The following is a 14539-nucleotide window of genomic DNA, read 5'->3' on the forward strand; positions in this document are numbered from 1 at the left end:
GTCAATCCAGGGGGTCGCTGAGGCCGCGCTCGTACGCGGTGAGCGTGTCGAGGAACATCCGCCGCTGAGCCGCGTCCAGCGGGGCGAGGGCCGCGCGCCAGGCGTCGGCGCTGCGACCGAGCCAGCCGTCGATGGCGGCGCCGTGCGCCGGCGCGATGGAGACGATCTTGCGCCTGCGGTCGGCGGGGTCCTCGACCCGTTCCAGTACGCCCTTCTTCGCCAGGTCCCCCACCATCAGGCTCACGGTCGTGGGGGCGATCTCCAGCCGGGCGGCGAGCTCGTTGACGCTCAGCGACCCGTCGAACAGGAGATAGGCGAGCAGGGAGAGATGGCGGGGCGCGAGCGTGAGCGACTGCAGCTCGTCGGGAATCCTGATGCGCTTCGCCCGCGACACCATCCGAGGCATGAGCAGCAGCAACGTACGCACGGCCTCGTCGAGTTCCGGCCCGTCGGCGGCCTCGTCCCCCTCGTGTGCGGTTGACACCCTGCACCCCTCCCTTTTAGCTTTGCTTTCAAAGCAAATAGATCTGCCGGAATCGATGCTACCGGAAGGCACAGCCATGTCCGATGTCAACCAACAGGTCATCGAGGAGTTCCGCGCCAACGGCGGCCGCGTGGGCGGAATGTTCGAGGGCGCGGCCCTGCTCCTGCTCACCACGACGGGTGCCCGCAGCGGCCGGGCGCACACCAACCCCGCCGTGTTCGTACGCGACGGGTCACGGCTGCTCGTGTTCGCGTCGAACGCCGGCGGAGCGAAGCACCCGGCCTGGTTCCACAACCTCCGTGCCGACCCGCACGTGACCGTCGAACTGGGCACGCCGGAGGGGACCGTCGAACGGTTCGCGGCGAGGGCGGTGGTGACGGAGGGCGAGGAGCGGGACCGGCTGTACGCGGAACAGGCGGCCCGCGACCCGGGATTCGCCGCCTACCAGGCAGGCACGGACAGGACCATCCCCGTCGTCGCCCTGCACCGCGTGGACCTCACGGACCCGGCACGGCGCCGGGCGATCGCCGACCACCTGACCAAGGTCCACGCCGAACTGCGCGCCGAACTCACCGCGTTACGCGAGGGGCTGGACTCCGCAGCGACGGAGGCGGAGGACGTGGCAGGCGCGGCGGCGCGGGACACTCCGGCCCTCGGCCGCCGGCTCGCCCGCCACTGCCTGACCTTCTGCGGTGCGCTGCACGCCCACCACCACAACGAGGACAGCGTCTTCGACCTCCTGGAGCGCGAGTTCCCGGAGCTGTCCGACTCGCTGGACCGGATGCGCGAGGAGCACAACGTGGTCGCCCGCACCGTGGAGGAACTGGAGGCGCTCCTCACCTCGGGAGTCGCACCGGCGACCCTCCGCGCCGACGTGGACCGGCTGGCGACCCGGCTGGAGGAACACTTCACGTACGAGGAGGCACAGCTGGTCCCGGCACTCACGCGCTCCCGGGTCGTCCCGGGAACGTAGCCTCGGCGGCGGACTGCAGGTCACGCGGCTTCGGCGGCGGACTTCAGGTCGCGCAGCCACGCTTCGAGGCCCTCACGGAGAAGCGCGTTCGCGGTGGGAACGTCCGCTTCGACCTGGGGGCCCGCGTGGGTCTCCTCGGTGCTGACGCGCACACCTCCCCGGACCTTGGTGAAGGTCCACACGTGGACGCCGTCGATGCGCAGCCCTTCGCCGATCGCGGGGCCGGTCCAGCGGATGCACGCGTGGTGCTTGATCTGCCGCACGGTCGAGGTGATCTCCAGGCCGGTGGCGGGAGTCGAGGGGTTGGGCGGGATCGGCAGCGTCCACCGGAAGGCCGAGCCCCTGCGGAGGGGGCCGTGGCCGAGGCGCTCCACGGACTCGACGGGGGCCTGCCAGGACGGCCAGCGCTCCACGTCGGTCTGGAGCTTCCAGATGGTGCGCAGCGGGGCGTCGATCACGATCTCGGTCCGGTGACGGACGAGGGCGTCGGGGACGACGCCCTCCCCGCGGCAGGTGAGGGAGGGGCCGGGGCGGGCCCCGCCGGCACGGGAGTCGACCGCACCGGCGGGTGGGGCCGCGGTGCCGAGGAGGCCGAGGACGACCGGGACCGTGACGAGGGCTGCGCGGATGCCGGTGCTGCGGATGCCGGACATGGAGTTCTCCTCTGTTCTGTCGGTCGGGGCGTGAGCGCCACCCACTCCCGCGATACAGGCTCACGCTTTCGTTAGATGTTGTAACTCACCGCCTGCTGACGGGTCAACAGGAGCGTGATAACTTCTCACCAATCCTTGAGGTTGTAGCCGAATGAACAGGGACGGTGGCGGACCATGGCGGCGACGGGCACGGACACCCCACGGGAGCGCTACCGGGCCCAGGTACGCGCGGAGATCACGCAACGCGCCTGGGAGCAGATCGCCACGGCGGGCGCATCGGCGCTCTCCCTCAACGCGATCGCCAAGCAGATGGGCATGAGCGGGCCGGCGCTCTACCGCTACTTCGCCAGCCGCGACGACCTGATCACCGAACTCGTGCGGGAGGCGTACAGAAGCCTCGCCGAGACCCTCCGTACGGCCTCGGCCTCCGGTGCCGACCTGTCCGGGCTCGCACACGCCCTGCGCGACTGGGCCCTGACGGACCCTCAGCGGTACTTCCTCGTCTACGGCACGCCCGTCCCCGGCTACCAGGCGCCCGCGGACACCACCGCCATCTCCTCCGAGATCATGACGACGCTGCTCGACGCGTGCGCGGCGCTCCCCCGGGCAGGCGCGACGACCGCCTTCGGCAGCCATCTGGAGGACCATCGGGGCTGGGCCGCGGGCCATCCCGCCCCGCCCGGGGCCCTTCACGGGTTCCTGACCTTCTGGACCCGGATGCACGGCGTGCTGTCGCTGGAACTCGCCGGCCACTTCACCGGCATGGACTTCGACCCGGCCCTGCTCTTCGCGGCCGAACTGGACGAGCTGCTGGCACCCCGGCCCTGAGGCCGGAGGCGGGACCCTACGGCGTACGGAAGCCGCGGAAGGTCACGTGCTTGCGCGTCACGAAGCCGAGCTTCTCGTAGAGGGCGCGCGCGCCGGCGTTCGCCTCGGCCACATGCAGGAAGGCCCCTTCGTCCCGCGCCTCGATGCGTGCCGCGAGCGCGCCGACCAGGCGGGCTGCGTGACCCTGCCCACGAGCCTCGGGCGCGGTGCATACGGCGCTGATCTCGGTCCATCCCGGAGGCCGGAGCCGCTCGCCCGCCATGGCCACCAGCGTGCCCTTCTCACGGATGCCGAGATAGGTGCCGAGTTCGGGGGTACGGGACCAGAACGGCCCGGGCCGGGTGCGTTCGACGAGGTCCAGCATCTCGGGCACGCTGTCCGCGCCCAGTTCGACCACACCGTCGTCCGTCTCGTCTCCCGGACGCCCGGACGCGCCGTCGCCCGGCCGGATCATCTGGCGGCCTTCCAGGACGAAGACGGGCTCCCAGTCCGACGGCGGGAGCACGGGGCAGCTGAACATGTCGGCGAACTCGCCCCGGCCGAGGAGTTCGGTGAGGTCGGCCCACCTCGCCGGATCCTGCTCGGTGGACACGGCGGCGAAGGTCGAGACGTCCGGGAGATAGGTGACGGCCCGGCCGACGCGGCGGGCGAGATGCGCGTGACGACTCCGGAGGGACTCGGCCACCGGGTCGTCCAGTACGAAGGGATCGCGGCCCGCCATCGTGTTGTCCCTCTCATACTCCGTGCCGAACAGGGAAGACGGTCACCGTGGGAGACCTCCTCGTGCACGAAGTCTAAGGGGGACGGGACGCCGTCCCGCGGGGCCGGGTCGGGCCCGCCCGGCAGGAGGCGCTCTCGACGGCTCCGCGCTCAACCGTGCCACGCCCTCACCGACGCCTTCACGAAGTCGGTGAAGTCACGCGGTCGTCGGCCGAGAGCGCGCGTCACTCCGTCGGAGATGTGCCGGTCCATGCCCCGTCGGATCGGGCTCACCGCCTCGGCGAAGTCCGCCGCCTCGTCGGCCGCCGATCCCCGCCCGGTAAGTTCCGCGACGAAGTCCTCGGGGGACAGCGGAACATAACGGATGTCCCGCCCGGTGGCCTCGGAGATCTCGGCGACGGCCTGCGCGATGGTCAGGGCCCGAGGCCCGGAGAGTTCGTAGGTCTGCCCGTCGTGACCGTCTTCGGTGAGTGCCGCGACCGCGACCGCGGCGATGTCGTCGGCATCGACGAAGGAGACGGCGCCGTCCCCGGCCGGCAGCCTCAGCTCACCGGCGAGGACGGCATCCAGGAAGATGCCCTCGCTGAAGTTCTGTGCGAACCAGGCAGGTCGCAGGATCGTCCACGCGACACCGCTGTCGCGCACCGCGCTCTCCCCGTCGATGTGTGTGGCACCGGCGATGTTGGCCTCGCCGGAGTACCCCGGCACATCCACGCCGCGCCCCGACAGCAGCACGACGCGTTCGACGCCGAGCTCGACGGCACGCTCGATGAAGGGGCGTGTGAGGAGTTCCCCGTCGACCGGCACGAGGTACACCGTCTTCACGCCGTCCAGCGCGGCATCCCAGGTGGCCCGGTCGAGCCAGTCGAATCGTGGTTCACCGGCGCGCGATGCCGCCCGGACGAGAAGGCCCCGCCTTCGCAGCAGGGTCAGGACCCGGCTCCCGGTCCTCCCCGTAGCACCCGTCACCAGAATTGTCTGTGTGGTCATGAGGCCAGTGAAGACGTCTGCGGCGAGATGATCCATGGCTCGGAGGCTCACTTCGATGTCTGTGCGTCTACGCTGGCGCCGTGGATGTGCTTTCCGAACTGCTCGACGGGGTGAGGGCACGGGGTGCCCTGTTCCGGCGGACCGTCATGGACCAGCCCTGGTCCATGGGCTTCGCCAGCGGTTCACCGCTGACGTTGGCCACCATGCTGCGCGGCCGGGCGTGGATCGTGCCTGCCGATGACGAACCGGTTTCGGTCGGTGCCGGAGACATCGCGGTCATCCGCGGCCGGGCGCCGTACACGGTCGCGGACGACCCGGCCACCCCACCGCAGGTCGTGATCGACAGCACCGAGTACTGTCTTCGCGGCCCCGCCGGCGGTGAGCCCGACAGCAGCGACCTCGGCCCGGACGGCTCGGCCCTCCTGCTCAGCGGCGCCTACACCGGCCGACGCGAGATCAGCGAGCGGCTGCTCCACGCACTGCCCGAAGTGCTGGTGGTCCGCAGCGCCCACGTGCGTCTCCCGCTGCTGGATCTGATGGTCGAGGAGATGATCGGGGACAGCCCCGGCCGGCAGGTGATGCGCGACCGGCTGCTCGACCTGATGCTCCTCTCCACGTTGCGGACCTGGTTCGATCAGTCCGAGGCGCACGCGCACGCGTGGTACCGGGCGATGGACGACCCGGCGGTGAGCCACGCTTTGCGACTGCTTCACGCCGATCCGGCCCATCCGTGGACGGTGGCGAACCTGGCGGCCGGTACGGGACTGTCCCGCGCCGCGCTCGCCCGACGTTTCACCGCACAGGTCGGGGAACCGCCGATGACCTACCTCACTTCGTGGCGCATCGACCTGGCGGCCGACCTGCTCCGCGAGACGGATGCCACCGTCGGCTCGATCGCCCGGAAGGTCGGCTACGCCAACACCTTCGGGCTGAGCGTCGCCTTCAAACGTCTTCGCGGCATCACTCCGACCGAGCACCGTGCCGCGGCGCACCCGCTCTCGGGGCCCGGCCGAGACGGTCGGGCTCGTCGACCCGGGCACTCACCCGCCAGGTGAGACACTCGGCCGAGCAGCCGTGATCCGGTGATCTGCGCCGGTCGGTACCCTTGCAAATACCGGGTCACAGCGGGCGCTCGTGGCCCTCCCAGTACGGATCGCGCAGGCGGCGCTTGTACAGCTTGCCGTTGGGGTCGCGGGGCATGGTGTCGACGAAGTCGACCGACTTCGGGCGTTTGAAGCCGGCGAGGCGGTCGGCGCAGTGGGCCAGGATCCCCTCCGCGAGCGCCGCCCCCGGCTCGTACCCCTCGGCCGCCTCGACGACCGCCTTGACCTCCTCGCCCCAGTCGGCGTGCGGGATGCCGAAGGCGGCGGCGTCGGCGACGGCGGGGTGGGCGAGGAGAGCGGCCTCGATCTCGGCCGGGTAGATGTTGACCCCGCCGGAGATGATCATGTCGATCTTGCGGTCGCGCAGGAAGAGATAGCCGTCCTCGTCGAGGACGCCGAGGTCCCCGACGGTGAAGAAGTCGCCGATGCGGTTCTTCGCGGTCTTCGCCTCGTCCTTGTGGTACTGGAATCCGCCGGTGTTCATCTTCAGGTAGACGGTGCCGAGTTCACCGGGCGGCAGCCGGACCCCGTCGTCGTCGAAGACGGCCAGTTCGCTGATGGGCCATGCCCGGCCGACCGTCCCGGGCTTCTTCAGCCACTCCTCGGCGGTCGCGAAGGCGCCACCGCCCTCACTGGCCGCGTAGTACTCCTCGACGCACCGGCCCCACCAGTCGATCATCGCCCGCTTGACGTGCTCGGGGCACGGCGCGGCGCCGTGGATGGCGTGGCGCATCGAGGAGACGTCGTACCGGTTCCGCACCCCCTCGGGCAGGGAGAGGAGGCGATGGAACTGGGTGGGGACCATGTGGGTGTGGGTGCAGTCGTACCGGTCGATCAGCCGGAGCATCTCCTCCGGCGCCCACCGGTCCATCAGGACGAGCGGGTGGCCGATGTGCAGGGCGGCGGCGGCGAATTGGAGCACGGCGGTGTGGTAGAGCGGCGAGCAGACGAGGTGGACGTTGCCGTCGGCGGGCCGGATGCCGAAGATGCCGAGGAAGCCGCCGAGATGGGTCTCCTCGGGGAGTTTCCCGGGGAGCGGGCGGCGGATGCCCCGGGGCCGTCCCGTGGTGCCGGAGGTGTAGTTCATGACCCAGCCGAGGGTGCGGTCGGCGGGCGCGCTCGCGTCCTGTCCTTCGAGCAGCTCGGCGTACGCACGGAAGCCGGGGATCGTACCGACGGCGTACCGATGGGTGACGGGGAGTCCGGCCTCCTCGGCGGCGAGGGTCACCGCCTCGGCGAACCGTTCGTGGGCGAGCAGCACCTTGGCGCCGGAGTCGGCGACGATCCAGGCGATCTCGGGGCCGACGAAGTGGTGGTTGACGGGGACGAGGTAGAACCCGGCCTGGCTGGCGGCGAGATGGGCGGTGAAGAACTCGGGCCCGTTGGGGAGGACGACGGCGAAGGCGTCGCCGCGTTCCAGGCCTGCGGCCCGCAGCCCGTGCACCAGCCGGTTGGCCTCGGCGTGCAGCCGGCCGGCGGTCCACTCCTCGCCGTCGGGTGCGACCAGGACCGTACGGCCGGGGTCGGCGGCGGCCTGGGCCCAGAATCCGGTGGCTGCCTGGCTCATCACTCACTCCGTCCGGCGATGCGGTTGATGCGGTCGACGGCCTTCTCGAAGCCGCGGGTGAGCTCGTCGACGACCTGTTGGACGCTGCGCTCGGAGTTCATCCGGCCGACGATCTGCCCGACGGGGGTGCCGAGGAGCGGTTCGACCTCGTGCCGCTGGATGCGGGAGACGGCCTCGGCGACCAGCAGTCCCTGGAGCGGCATGGGGAGCGGGCCGGGTCCCGCCGGGTCGTCCCAGGCGTCGGTCCACTCGGTGCGGAGCTGACGGGCGGGTTTGCCGGTCAGGGCGCGGGAGCGGACGGTGTCGCCGGAGCCGGCGGCGAGGAGCTTGGCAGTGAGGGCGCGGGAGTGCAGTTCGGCCTCGGTGGTGGTGAGCCAGATCGAGCCGAGCCAGACGCCCTGGGCGCCGAGGGCGAGTCCGGCGGCGATCTGCTCTCCGCTGCCGATGCCGCCGGCGGCGAGCACGGGCAGCGGGGACACGGCGTCGACGACCTCGGGGGTGAGCACCATGGAGGCGATCTCGCCGGTGTGGCCTCCGGCCTCGTAGCCCTGGGCGACGACGACGTCGATGCCGGCGTCGGCGTGGTGGCGGGCGTGCCGGGCGCTCCCGGCGAGGGCGGCGACGAGGACGCCGTGGTCGTGGGCGCGGGCGACGACGTCCGGGGGCGGGGAGCCCAGGGCGTTGGCGAGGAGTTTGATCGGGTAGTCGAAGGCCACGTCGAGTTGGTTGCGGGCGACCTGCTCCATCCAGCCGGTGATGCGCCAGCCGGAGGCCTCGTCCTCGGCGAGTTCGGGCACGCCGTGCTTGGCGAGCGTGGCGCGGACGAACGCCCGGTGCTCCTCCGGGATCATGGCCTCGACCTCGGCCTCGCTGACCCCTTCGACCTTCTTGGCGGGCATCACGACGTCGAGGCCGTAGGGCAGGCCGTCGGTGTGGTCCTGCATCCAGTCGAGGTCGCGGGCGAGCTCGCCGGGGTCGGTGTAGCGGACCGCGCCGAGGACGCCGAACCCGCCGGCTCTGGTCAGTGCGGCGGCCACCGCGGGGAAGGGCGTGAAGCCGAAGATGGCGTGCTCGATCCCCAGGGTGCGACTCAGCTCCGTCTTCATGGGCGGCAGGATGCCGCAGCGGCGCGACGGAGGGAAGAGGTTTTCTGATGCATCGTCAGATTCTTTGGAACGCCGGACGCTTCCGCGACGCGCCTCGGCTCCGGTAAGAAAGTTTCAGATCTTTCCGGCGTGGCCGAAGTTTTCTTTCAAAGGGCTGTGGGAGAGGGTGGGCATGACGGAGGAGTCCAGGAGGGGCCGGGGCCCGAGCCGCCGGGCGTTCGGCGGCGGAGTCCTCGCCCTGGGAGGTGCGCTGATGATCGGTTCGATTCCGGGGGCCGCGGCGGCGCCGGGACCGGGGAGCCGAGGAGCGGGGACCCCGGGAGCGGCGGCGGGCGGTGCCGCCCCCGGCGCGCGCAGGACCACCCTGCGACGCGGGTCCGCCGCGCGGGCGGGGCTCCTGTCGGAGCACCTGGACCGGCTGGTCACGGACGCCGAGGCCTTCCTCGGCCCCTCCCCCACGCACCCCTGGTACGCGGGCGCCGTCCTGCTCGCCGGGCGGGGCGGGACGGTGGCCCTGCACCGGCCGATCGGCATGGCCGTGCGGTACGCGTCGTACGACGAGAAGACCGACACCGGCGTGGAGTTGCCGCCTCACGAACAGGTCCCGATGGCCGAGGACACCGTCTTCGACCTGGCGTCGGTCTCGAAGCTCTTCACCTCCATCCTCGCCGTGCAGCAGATCGAGCGCGGGGCGCTGGAACTTGAGACGAGGGTCACCGCGTACCTGCCGGAGTTCGGCGGCGGCGGGAAGCAGGACGTCACGATCCGTCAGCTGCTCACCCACACCTCGGGGTTCCGGGCGTGGATCCCGCTGTACAAGGCGCCGACGCGGGAGGGGAAGCTGCGGCTGATCTGGGACGAGGTCCCGGCGAACCCGCCGGGGTCGACGTACCTCTACTCGGATCTGAATCTGATCACGCTCCAGCTGATCCTGGAGAAGATCACCGGTCTCGGTCTGGATGTGCTGCTCCACGACGAGATCACTGCTCCGCTCGGGATGCACCGCACTCGTTTCAATCCCCCGCTCTCCTGGCGGCCGGGGATCGCCGCCACCGAGGACGCCCGCCCGCCGTGGTCCGGTCTCGACCGGGGCATGGTGCGGGGCGAGGTCCACGACGAGAACGCCCACAGCCTGGGCGGGGTCGCGGGCCACGCCGGGATCTTCTCCCGCGCCTGGGATCTCGCGATCCTCGCCCGCACCCTGCTCAACGGCGGGGCGTACGGCCGGGCCCGCATCCTCTCCCCCGCCTCCGTGGAGTTGATGTTCACCGACTTCAACACCGCCTTCCCCGGCGACGAGCACGGACTCGGCTTCGAGCTCTACCAGCACTGGTACATGGGCGCGATGGCCACGCCCCGGACGGCCGGACACACCGGGTTCACCGGCACCAGCCTGGTCCTCGACCCGACCACCGACGCCTTCCTGATCGTCCTCGGCAACTCCGTGCACCCGGTGCGCTCCTGGCGCTCGGGGTCGGCTCCCCGCGTCGCCGCGGCGAACCACCTGGCCCGCGCCGTCCCCGTCCGCCCCGACCGGGGCCGTACGTCCTGGTTCTCCGGCATGGCGAGCGCCACGACGGCCACCCTGACGCTCCCTCACGTCTCGGGCGCCGCACGCCTGGAGTGCGCGCTGTGGTGGGACACCGAGCCGGGCGCCGACCCGGTCGCCCTGGAGGCCTCGGCCGACGGCGGCACGACCTGGCGGCCGGTGCCCTTCACCACCGACGGACACACGGAGCACCCGACGGGCGCGGCGGGCGGCTGGTCCGGCCGCGTCTGGCACACCGTGTCCACCCCACTGTCCGGGACGGACGCCCTCCTGCGCTGGCGGTACACGACGGACCAGCGGTACGTGGGACGGGGCGTGTACGTGGACGGGCTGCGGCTCTTCGACGGAGCGGGACGCCCGCTGTTCGACGAGGCGCGGCCGGCGGACGGGGCGCGGATCGAGGCGAACGGCTGGAGCAGGTCGGCCGATTGAGCCCGCCCGTCCACCTGCTTGGACTGCGTACAAGTGATCATGTGAGGTACCGTCCCGGCGGGAAGTTCTCACCGGGGGATGAGACGAACGCGAGGGCGAGCGTCTGTCGTGTCGCCCGTCCGCGGTGCCCTTCCGTCCGCGGGGGTCGCCGCAACCGGCCCGTCGGCGAGCGGCACGACCGCTTCGAGACCCAGCCGCTCCCACGCCGTTCGCCCTTCCTCAACGAGGTGTTCCTTCATGCTGCCCCTGTCCGAGCGCCGCCCACCGGGCGCGCGCCGCTTCGCGCTGTCCGCATGGCTGTGCGCGCTCTCCCTCGCCGTCCTGGCCGCGGTCGTCCTGGCGGTCACTCCGCAGTCGCCCGCGACGGCGGCGACGCCGGGCGCCACGGCGGCACCGCTGGCCACCCAGGTGTCCAACACGCCGTTCAAGGCTCGCGAGAACTACCACTGCACGCGCATACCCGCCCTCGTCACCACCACGAAGGGTGTCCTCCTCGCCTTCGCCGAGGGCCGCACCCGGTTGACGACGACCGGCTGCCACGACGTCGGCGACAACGACATCGTGCTCAAGAGGTCCCTCGACGGCGGTGCGACCTGGCAGGACCTCCAGGTCGTCGTCGGCGCCGGCGACGAGCTCGCGCACGGCAACCCCGCGCCGGTGGTGGACGCCGTCACCGGCCGGATCACCGTGCTGTACTCCAGCAGCGACTGGAACCGTGACCAGACCAACCCCAAGCGCGACGCCTTCCCCCGCACCGTCCACGCCGTGCACAGCATGGACGGCGGTGCCACCTGGTCGCAGAGCGTGCCGCAGCCGCAGCTCAAGGCCGCCGGCTGGGGCTGGGTATCCACCGGGCCCGGCCACGGCATCCAGCTCGGCCGCGGGCCGCACCACGGCCGGCTGATCGTCCCCGGCGACCACACGGCCGGCGGCGACACGACCGCCGGGGGCCAGCTGTACCTCAGCGACGACGGCGGCCTCACCTGGACGCTCGGCGCGACGTCCGAGTCGAGCAAGTCCGGCGCGTATCCCGCCGAGTTGACGGTCGCCCAGACCACCGGCGGCGGCGTCTACGTCAACGCCCGCAACTCCGAGCCGACGCGCTGCCTGACCAACGAGCACCGCCTGGAGTCCGTCAGCGCCGACGGCGGCGGCTCCTTCGCGGACCCCTTCACCCCGGTGGCCAACCTGGACACCTCCCCGGTCTACGGCTCGCTGCTGCGGCTGCACGCCGAGGACCAGGACGCGAAGCCCGACAGGCTGCTGTACTCAGGTGCCTCCCGGCTCGGCCCCAGCCCGCTGGAGGACCGGCGCGAGCTGGCCGTCCGCTCCTCGTACGACGAAGGCAGGACCTGGAAGACGGTCGGCACCCTGGTCTCGGCGGCCCGCACCGGCTACTCCGATCTGACGGTGCTGCCGAACGGTTCCATCGGCGTCCTGTACGAGACGGCCGGCAACATCCCGCACGGCAACCTCACCTTCAGCGCCTTCACCGAGCAGGCCATGGACGACGCCGGCACCGAACTGCGCCGACCGCGCACCGCCGACACCCGCGTACGGGCACCCGGCGAGGCCGGCAACCACGCCATCATCCACGGCGGGGCCCAGCTCGGGACGCGTCTCGGCGGCGTCGCCATGGAGTTCGACGGCCAGGACGACTACCTGCGCCTCGTCTGCTCGCCCTCCCTGCGGGTCGGCGAAGGGGACTTCACCGTCACGGCCTGGTTCCGGCACACGGCCACCACCGGCACGCTGCCGATCATCTGGGCGTACGGCATGCCGGGCACCGACCCGGCGAAGAAGGGCCGGCACTTCTCGGTCCGGGCCGAACCCGGCGCCGGCAACGTCCTGCGCGCCACCGTCGGCACGGACATCGGCTCCACCGAGGTGACGCTGCCGTCCTCGTACAACGACGGCACCTGGCACCACGTCGTGTTCACCCGGCAGGGTCTCTCCCTCAGCCTGGCGGTGGACGGCGCCGCTCCGGCGACCGCGACCATGCCGGCGGGCACCAAGGCGTCCGACCGGAACGTCACCCCGGGCGCCGAGTTCAACATCCACATCGGGGCCCGGCCCGACTTCCCCAACCAGCCCGCCGGGGTCGCGCAGCTCTTCCGCGGCACCCTGGACGACGTACGGCTCTTCGGGACCGCGCTGACCGACGCCGAAGCGGCCGAGGTGAAGGCAGGATCGCTCGCCGTGGCGAACGACAAGGAGAAGCTCCGTCTCGGCTTCAGCACCATCTGGTAGCCGGCACGGAGCCCTCGGCCGGCGGGCGTACCGCCCGCCGGCCGAGGGCTCCGGTCGCGGGGTTCGGGTCCTGGGGCTCCGAGGCTCAGGCCGCCTCCGCGTACAGCTCCTCGATCAGCCGGACGACCTGCTCCGGCTCCCGCAGCGTCGGGTAGTGGTCGGATGCGGCCAGCCGGACGAGGCGGCAGCCCGGGATGCGTTCGGCCATCTCCTCGTTGCAGCGCACGACCTCCGGCCGGTCCAGCTCGCCGAGCGCGAGCAGGGTCGGCGCCGAGATCTCCCCGAGCCGGTCGAAGGCGGGCGGGCCGGTGAGCTGGTGGCCGATGTTGCTGAACCAGGCGGGCAGCACGGCCCGGCAGAGGGTGGCCGCGACCGGGTCGGACTCGGGGGTGCCGCCGCCGGCCTTCGCCCACGCGCGCAGGCCGAGCCGGACGATGCCCTCCATGTCGCCGGCCGCGGCCAGCGGCTCCAGTCGCTCGAAGAACTCGCCCGTGACCAGCCCCTCGTACCCGGAGACCCCGGGGACGAGGAGGGCGAGACCCGCCACCCGCTCGGGCGCCTCAAGCGCGAAGTCGACCGAGGTGGCCCCGCCCATGCTGGATCCCACAAGCACCGCCCGCTCGATCTCGAAGTGGTCGAGGACCTCGGCCAGATCACGGACCGGGAGGTACTCGGAGGCGGGCGCGGGCGAGCGTCCGTAGCCGCGCACGTCGTAGCGGATCACCCGGCGCCGCGCGGTGAGCGCCGGCAGGACCGGGTCCCACACCGCGGAGTCTCCGACGCCGGGATGGAGCAGGACCAGCGGCAGGCCGTCCCCTCCCCCCGCGTCGTCCGCCCAGACTTCGCCGTGACTGACATGCACCATGGTCTCCACGGTTCCCCAGTCTGGTGGGGCTCACGGGGCTCCGCCAGCACCCGAACGGTGTTTGGCGGACATCGCGCCCGTCAAGCGCCGGATTCCGATGCCACGCCCAGGGCAGTCAGTACGGGGCTGATCAGGGGGTGGTCCTCCGCGCCCCGCCGGACGGCGGCGAAGACCCTGCGGGTCGGGGCGACGCCCTCGATCGGGCGGACCTCCACACCCGTGAGCTCCATGCCGCGCAGGGCCGAACGCGGCACGAGTGCCACGCCGGCGGACGCGGCCGCGAGGGCGACGACGGCGCGGAAGTCGTCGGACGAGTGCTCCGGGTTCAGCGTGAACCCGGCGTACTCGCAGGCCAGGACGGTCACGTCATGGCAGGGGTTGCCGGCGGACTGGCCGATCCAGGCGTCCTTCGCGAGATCGCCGAGCGCGACCCGCTCGCCGGCGGCCAGCGGGTGGCCGGGCGGCAGCACCGCGTCGAAGGGCTCCGCGTAGAGCGGGACGCGGGTGAGGCGGGCGTCGTCCTCGCCCGGCGCGCCCCGGTACTCGACCGCGACGGCCACGTCGACCTGCCGGTCGAGGACCATCATCAGGCTCTCGTCGCCCTCGGCGTCCCGCACCCGGACCCGGATGCCGGGGGCGGAGTCGGCCAGTGCCCTGATGGCGGGGGCCACCACGAGCCCGATGCCGGTGGCGAAGGCGGCGACCGTGACCGTACCGGCCTCGCCGGAGCCGTAGGCGGCGAGTTCGGACTCGGCGCGCTCCAACTGGGCGAGGACGGCGTTGGCGTGGCTGAGCAGGATCTCGCCGGCCGGGGTGAGTCGCGCGCCGCGGGCGCTGCGGTCGACCAGGCGGTGGCCGGTCTCCTGCTCCAGGGCGGCGAGCTGCTGGGAGACGGCGGAGGGGGTGAGATAGAGCGCGGCGGCCGCCGCCGTGACCGTGCGGTGGTCGGCCACCGCACGGAGGATGTGCAACCGCCGCGCTTCGATCATTCCCCTAGTCTCGCAGGCCGCGGGGCCCGC

13 protein-coding genes are annotated in these 14539 nt (G+C 72.1%); 5 read left to right on the top strand and 8 right to left on the bottom strand.

Annotated features, from left to right (window positions below; genetic code table 11):
• Position 1 precedes the first annotated feature (1 nt).
• Positions 2–406 (bottom strand): MarR family winged helix-turn-helix transcriptional regulator, encoded by a 405-nt coding sequence (locus tag OG462_RS05835; protein ID WP_406066386.1) that lies wholly within the window; start codon positions 404–406, stop codon positions 2–4.
• A gap of 154 nt (positions 407–560) precedes the next feature.
• Between OG462_RS05835 and OG462_RS05840 the strand changes: the two genes are divergently transcribed.
• Positions 561–1457, top strand: coding sequence for a nitroreductase/quinone reductase family protein (locus OG462_RS05840; RefSeq protein WP_406055090.1), 897 nt, complete (start codon positions 561–563; stop codon positions 1455–1457).
• Positions 1458–1477: 20 nt separating this feature from the next.
• Here OG462_RS05840 and OG462_RS05845 read toward each other — a convergent pair whose 3' ends face one another.
• Positions 1478–2110 (bottom strand): SRPBCC family protein, encoded by a 633-nt coding sequence (locus OG462_RS05845; RefSeq protein WP_406055092.1) that lies wholly within the window; start codon positions 2108–2110, stop codon positions 1478–1480.
• Positions 2111–2284: 174 nt separating this feature from the next.
• On the opposite strand from OG462_RS05845, the gene OG462_RS05850 reads away from it, so the two are divergent.
• The gene (locus OG462_RS05850; RefSeq protein WP_406055094.1) at positions 2285–2938 is read left to right on the top strand and encodes a TetR/AcrR family transcriptional regulator; all 654 of its coding nucleotides are present in this window, start codon (positions 2285–2287) and stop codon (positions 2936–2938) included.
• Between the two features lie 16 nt (positions 2939–2954).
• On the opposite strand, the gene OG462_RS05855 is transcribed toward OG462_RS05850, so the two are convergent.
• Positions 2955–3659, bottom strand: coding sequence for a GNAT family N-acetyltransferase (locus OG462_RS05855; RefSeq protein ID WP_406055096.1), 705 nt, complete (start codon positions 3657–3659; stop codon positions 2955–2957).
• Positions 3660–3808: 149 nt separating this feature from the next.
• Positions 3809–4648, bottom strand: a complete 840-nt coding sequence (locus tag OG462_RS05860) for an NAD(P)H-binding protein (protein WP_406055097.1) — start codon at positions 4646–4648, stop codon at positions 3809–3811.
• An 80-nt stretch (positions 4649–4728) separates the two neighbouring features.
• On the opposite strand from OG462_RS05860, the gene OG462_RS05865 reads away from it, so the two are divergent.
• A complete protein-coding gene (locus OG462_RS05865; protein ID WP_406055099.1) occupies positions 4729–5703 on the top strand; it encodes an AraC family transcriptional regulator in 975 nt (324 codons plus the stop codon).
• 64 nt (positions 5704–5767) lie between these two features.
• Here OG462_RS05865 and OG462_RS05870 read toward each other — a convergent pair whose 3' ends face one another.
• Positions 5768–7318: an acyl-CoA synthetase gene (locus OG462_RS05870; protein WP_406055101.1), complete on the bottom strand. Its 1551-nt coding sequence runs from the start codon at positions 7316–7318 to the stop codon at positions 5768–5770.
• Positions 7318–8424, bottom strand: coding sequence for an NAD(P)H-dependent flavin oxidoreductase (locus tag OG462_RS05875; protein ID WP_406055103.1), 1107 nt, complete (start codon positions 8422–8424; stop codon positions 7318–7320). The genes OG462_RS05870 and OG462_RS05875 overlap by 1 nt, the downstream gene beginning before the upstream one ends.
• A gap of 172 nt (positions 8425–8596) precedes the next feature.
• On the opposite strand from OG462_RS05875, the gene OG462_RS05880 reads away from it, so the two are divergent.
• Together OG462_RS05880 and OG462_RS05885 are read left to right on the top strand one after the other, a co-directional pair.
• Complete coding sequence (locus OG462_RS05880; protein ID WP_406055105.1) at positions 8597–10405, top strand: serine hydrolase; 1809 nt, start codon at positions 8597–8599, stop codon at positions 10403–10405.
• 237 nt (positions 10406–10642) lie between these two features.
• Positions 10643–12655: an exo-alpha-sialidase gene (locus OG462_RS05885; RefSeq protein ID WP_406055107.1), complete on the top strand. Its 2013-nt coding sequence runs from the start codon at positions 10643–10645 to the stop codon at positions 12653–12655.
• Positions 12656–12740: 85 nt separating this feature from the next.
• Here the strand turns inward: OG462_RS05885 and OG462_RS05890 are convergent, their stop codons facing one another.
• On the bottom strand, positions 12741–13520 hold the full coding sequence (locus tag OG462_RS05890; RefSeq protein WP_406055109.1) for an alpha/beta fold hydrolase: 780 nt from the start codon (positions 13518–13520) through the stop codon (positions 12741–12743).
• Positions 13521–13600: 80 nt separating this feature from the next.
• Positions 13601–14509, bottom strand: a complete 909-nt coding sequence (locus OG462_RS05895) for a LysR family transcriptional regulator (protein WP_055603340.1) — start codon at positions 14507–14509, stop codon at positions 13601–13603.
• Positions 14510–14539 lie beyond the last annotated feature (30 nt).

Source organism: Streptomyces sp. NBC_01077 (assembly GCF_045162855.1).
Classification (GTDB): Bacteria; Actinomycetota; Actinomycetes; order Streptomycetales; family Streptomycetaceae; genus Streptomyces.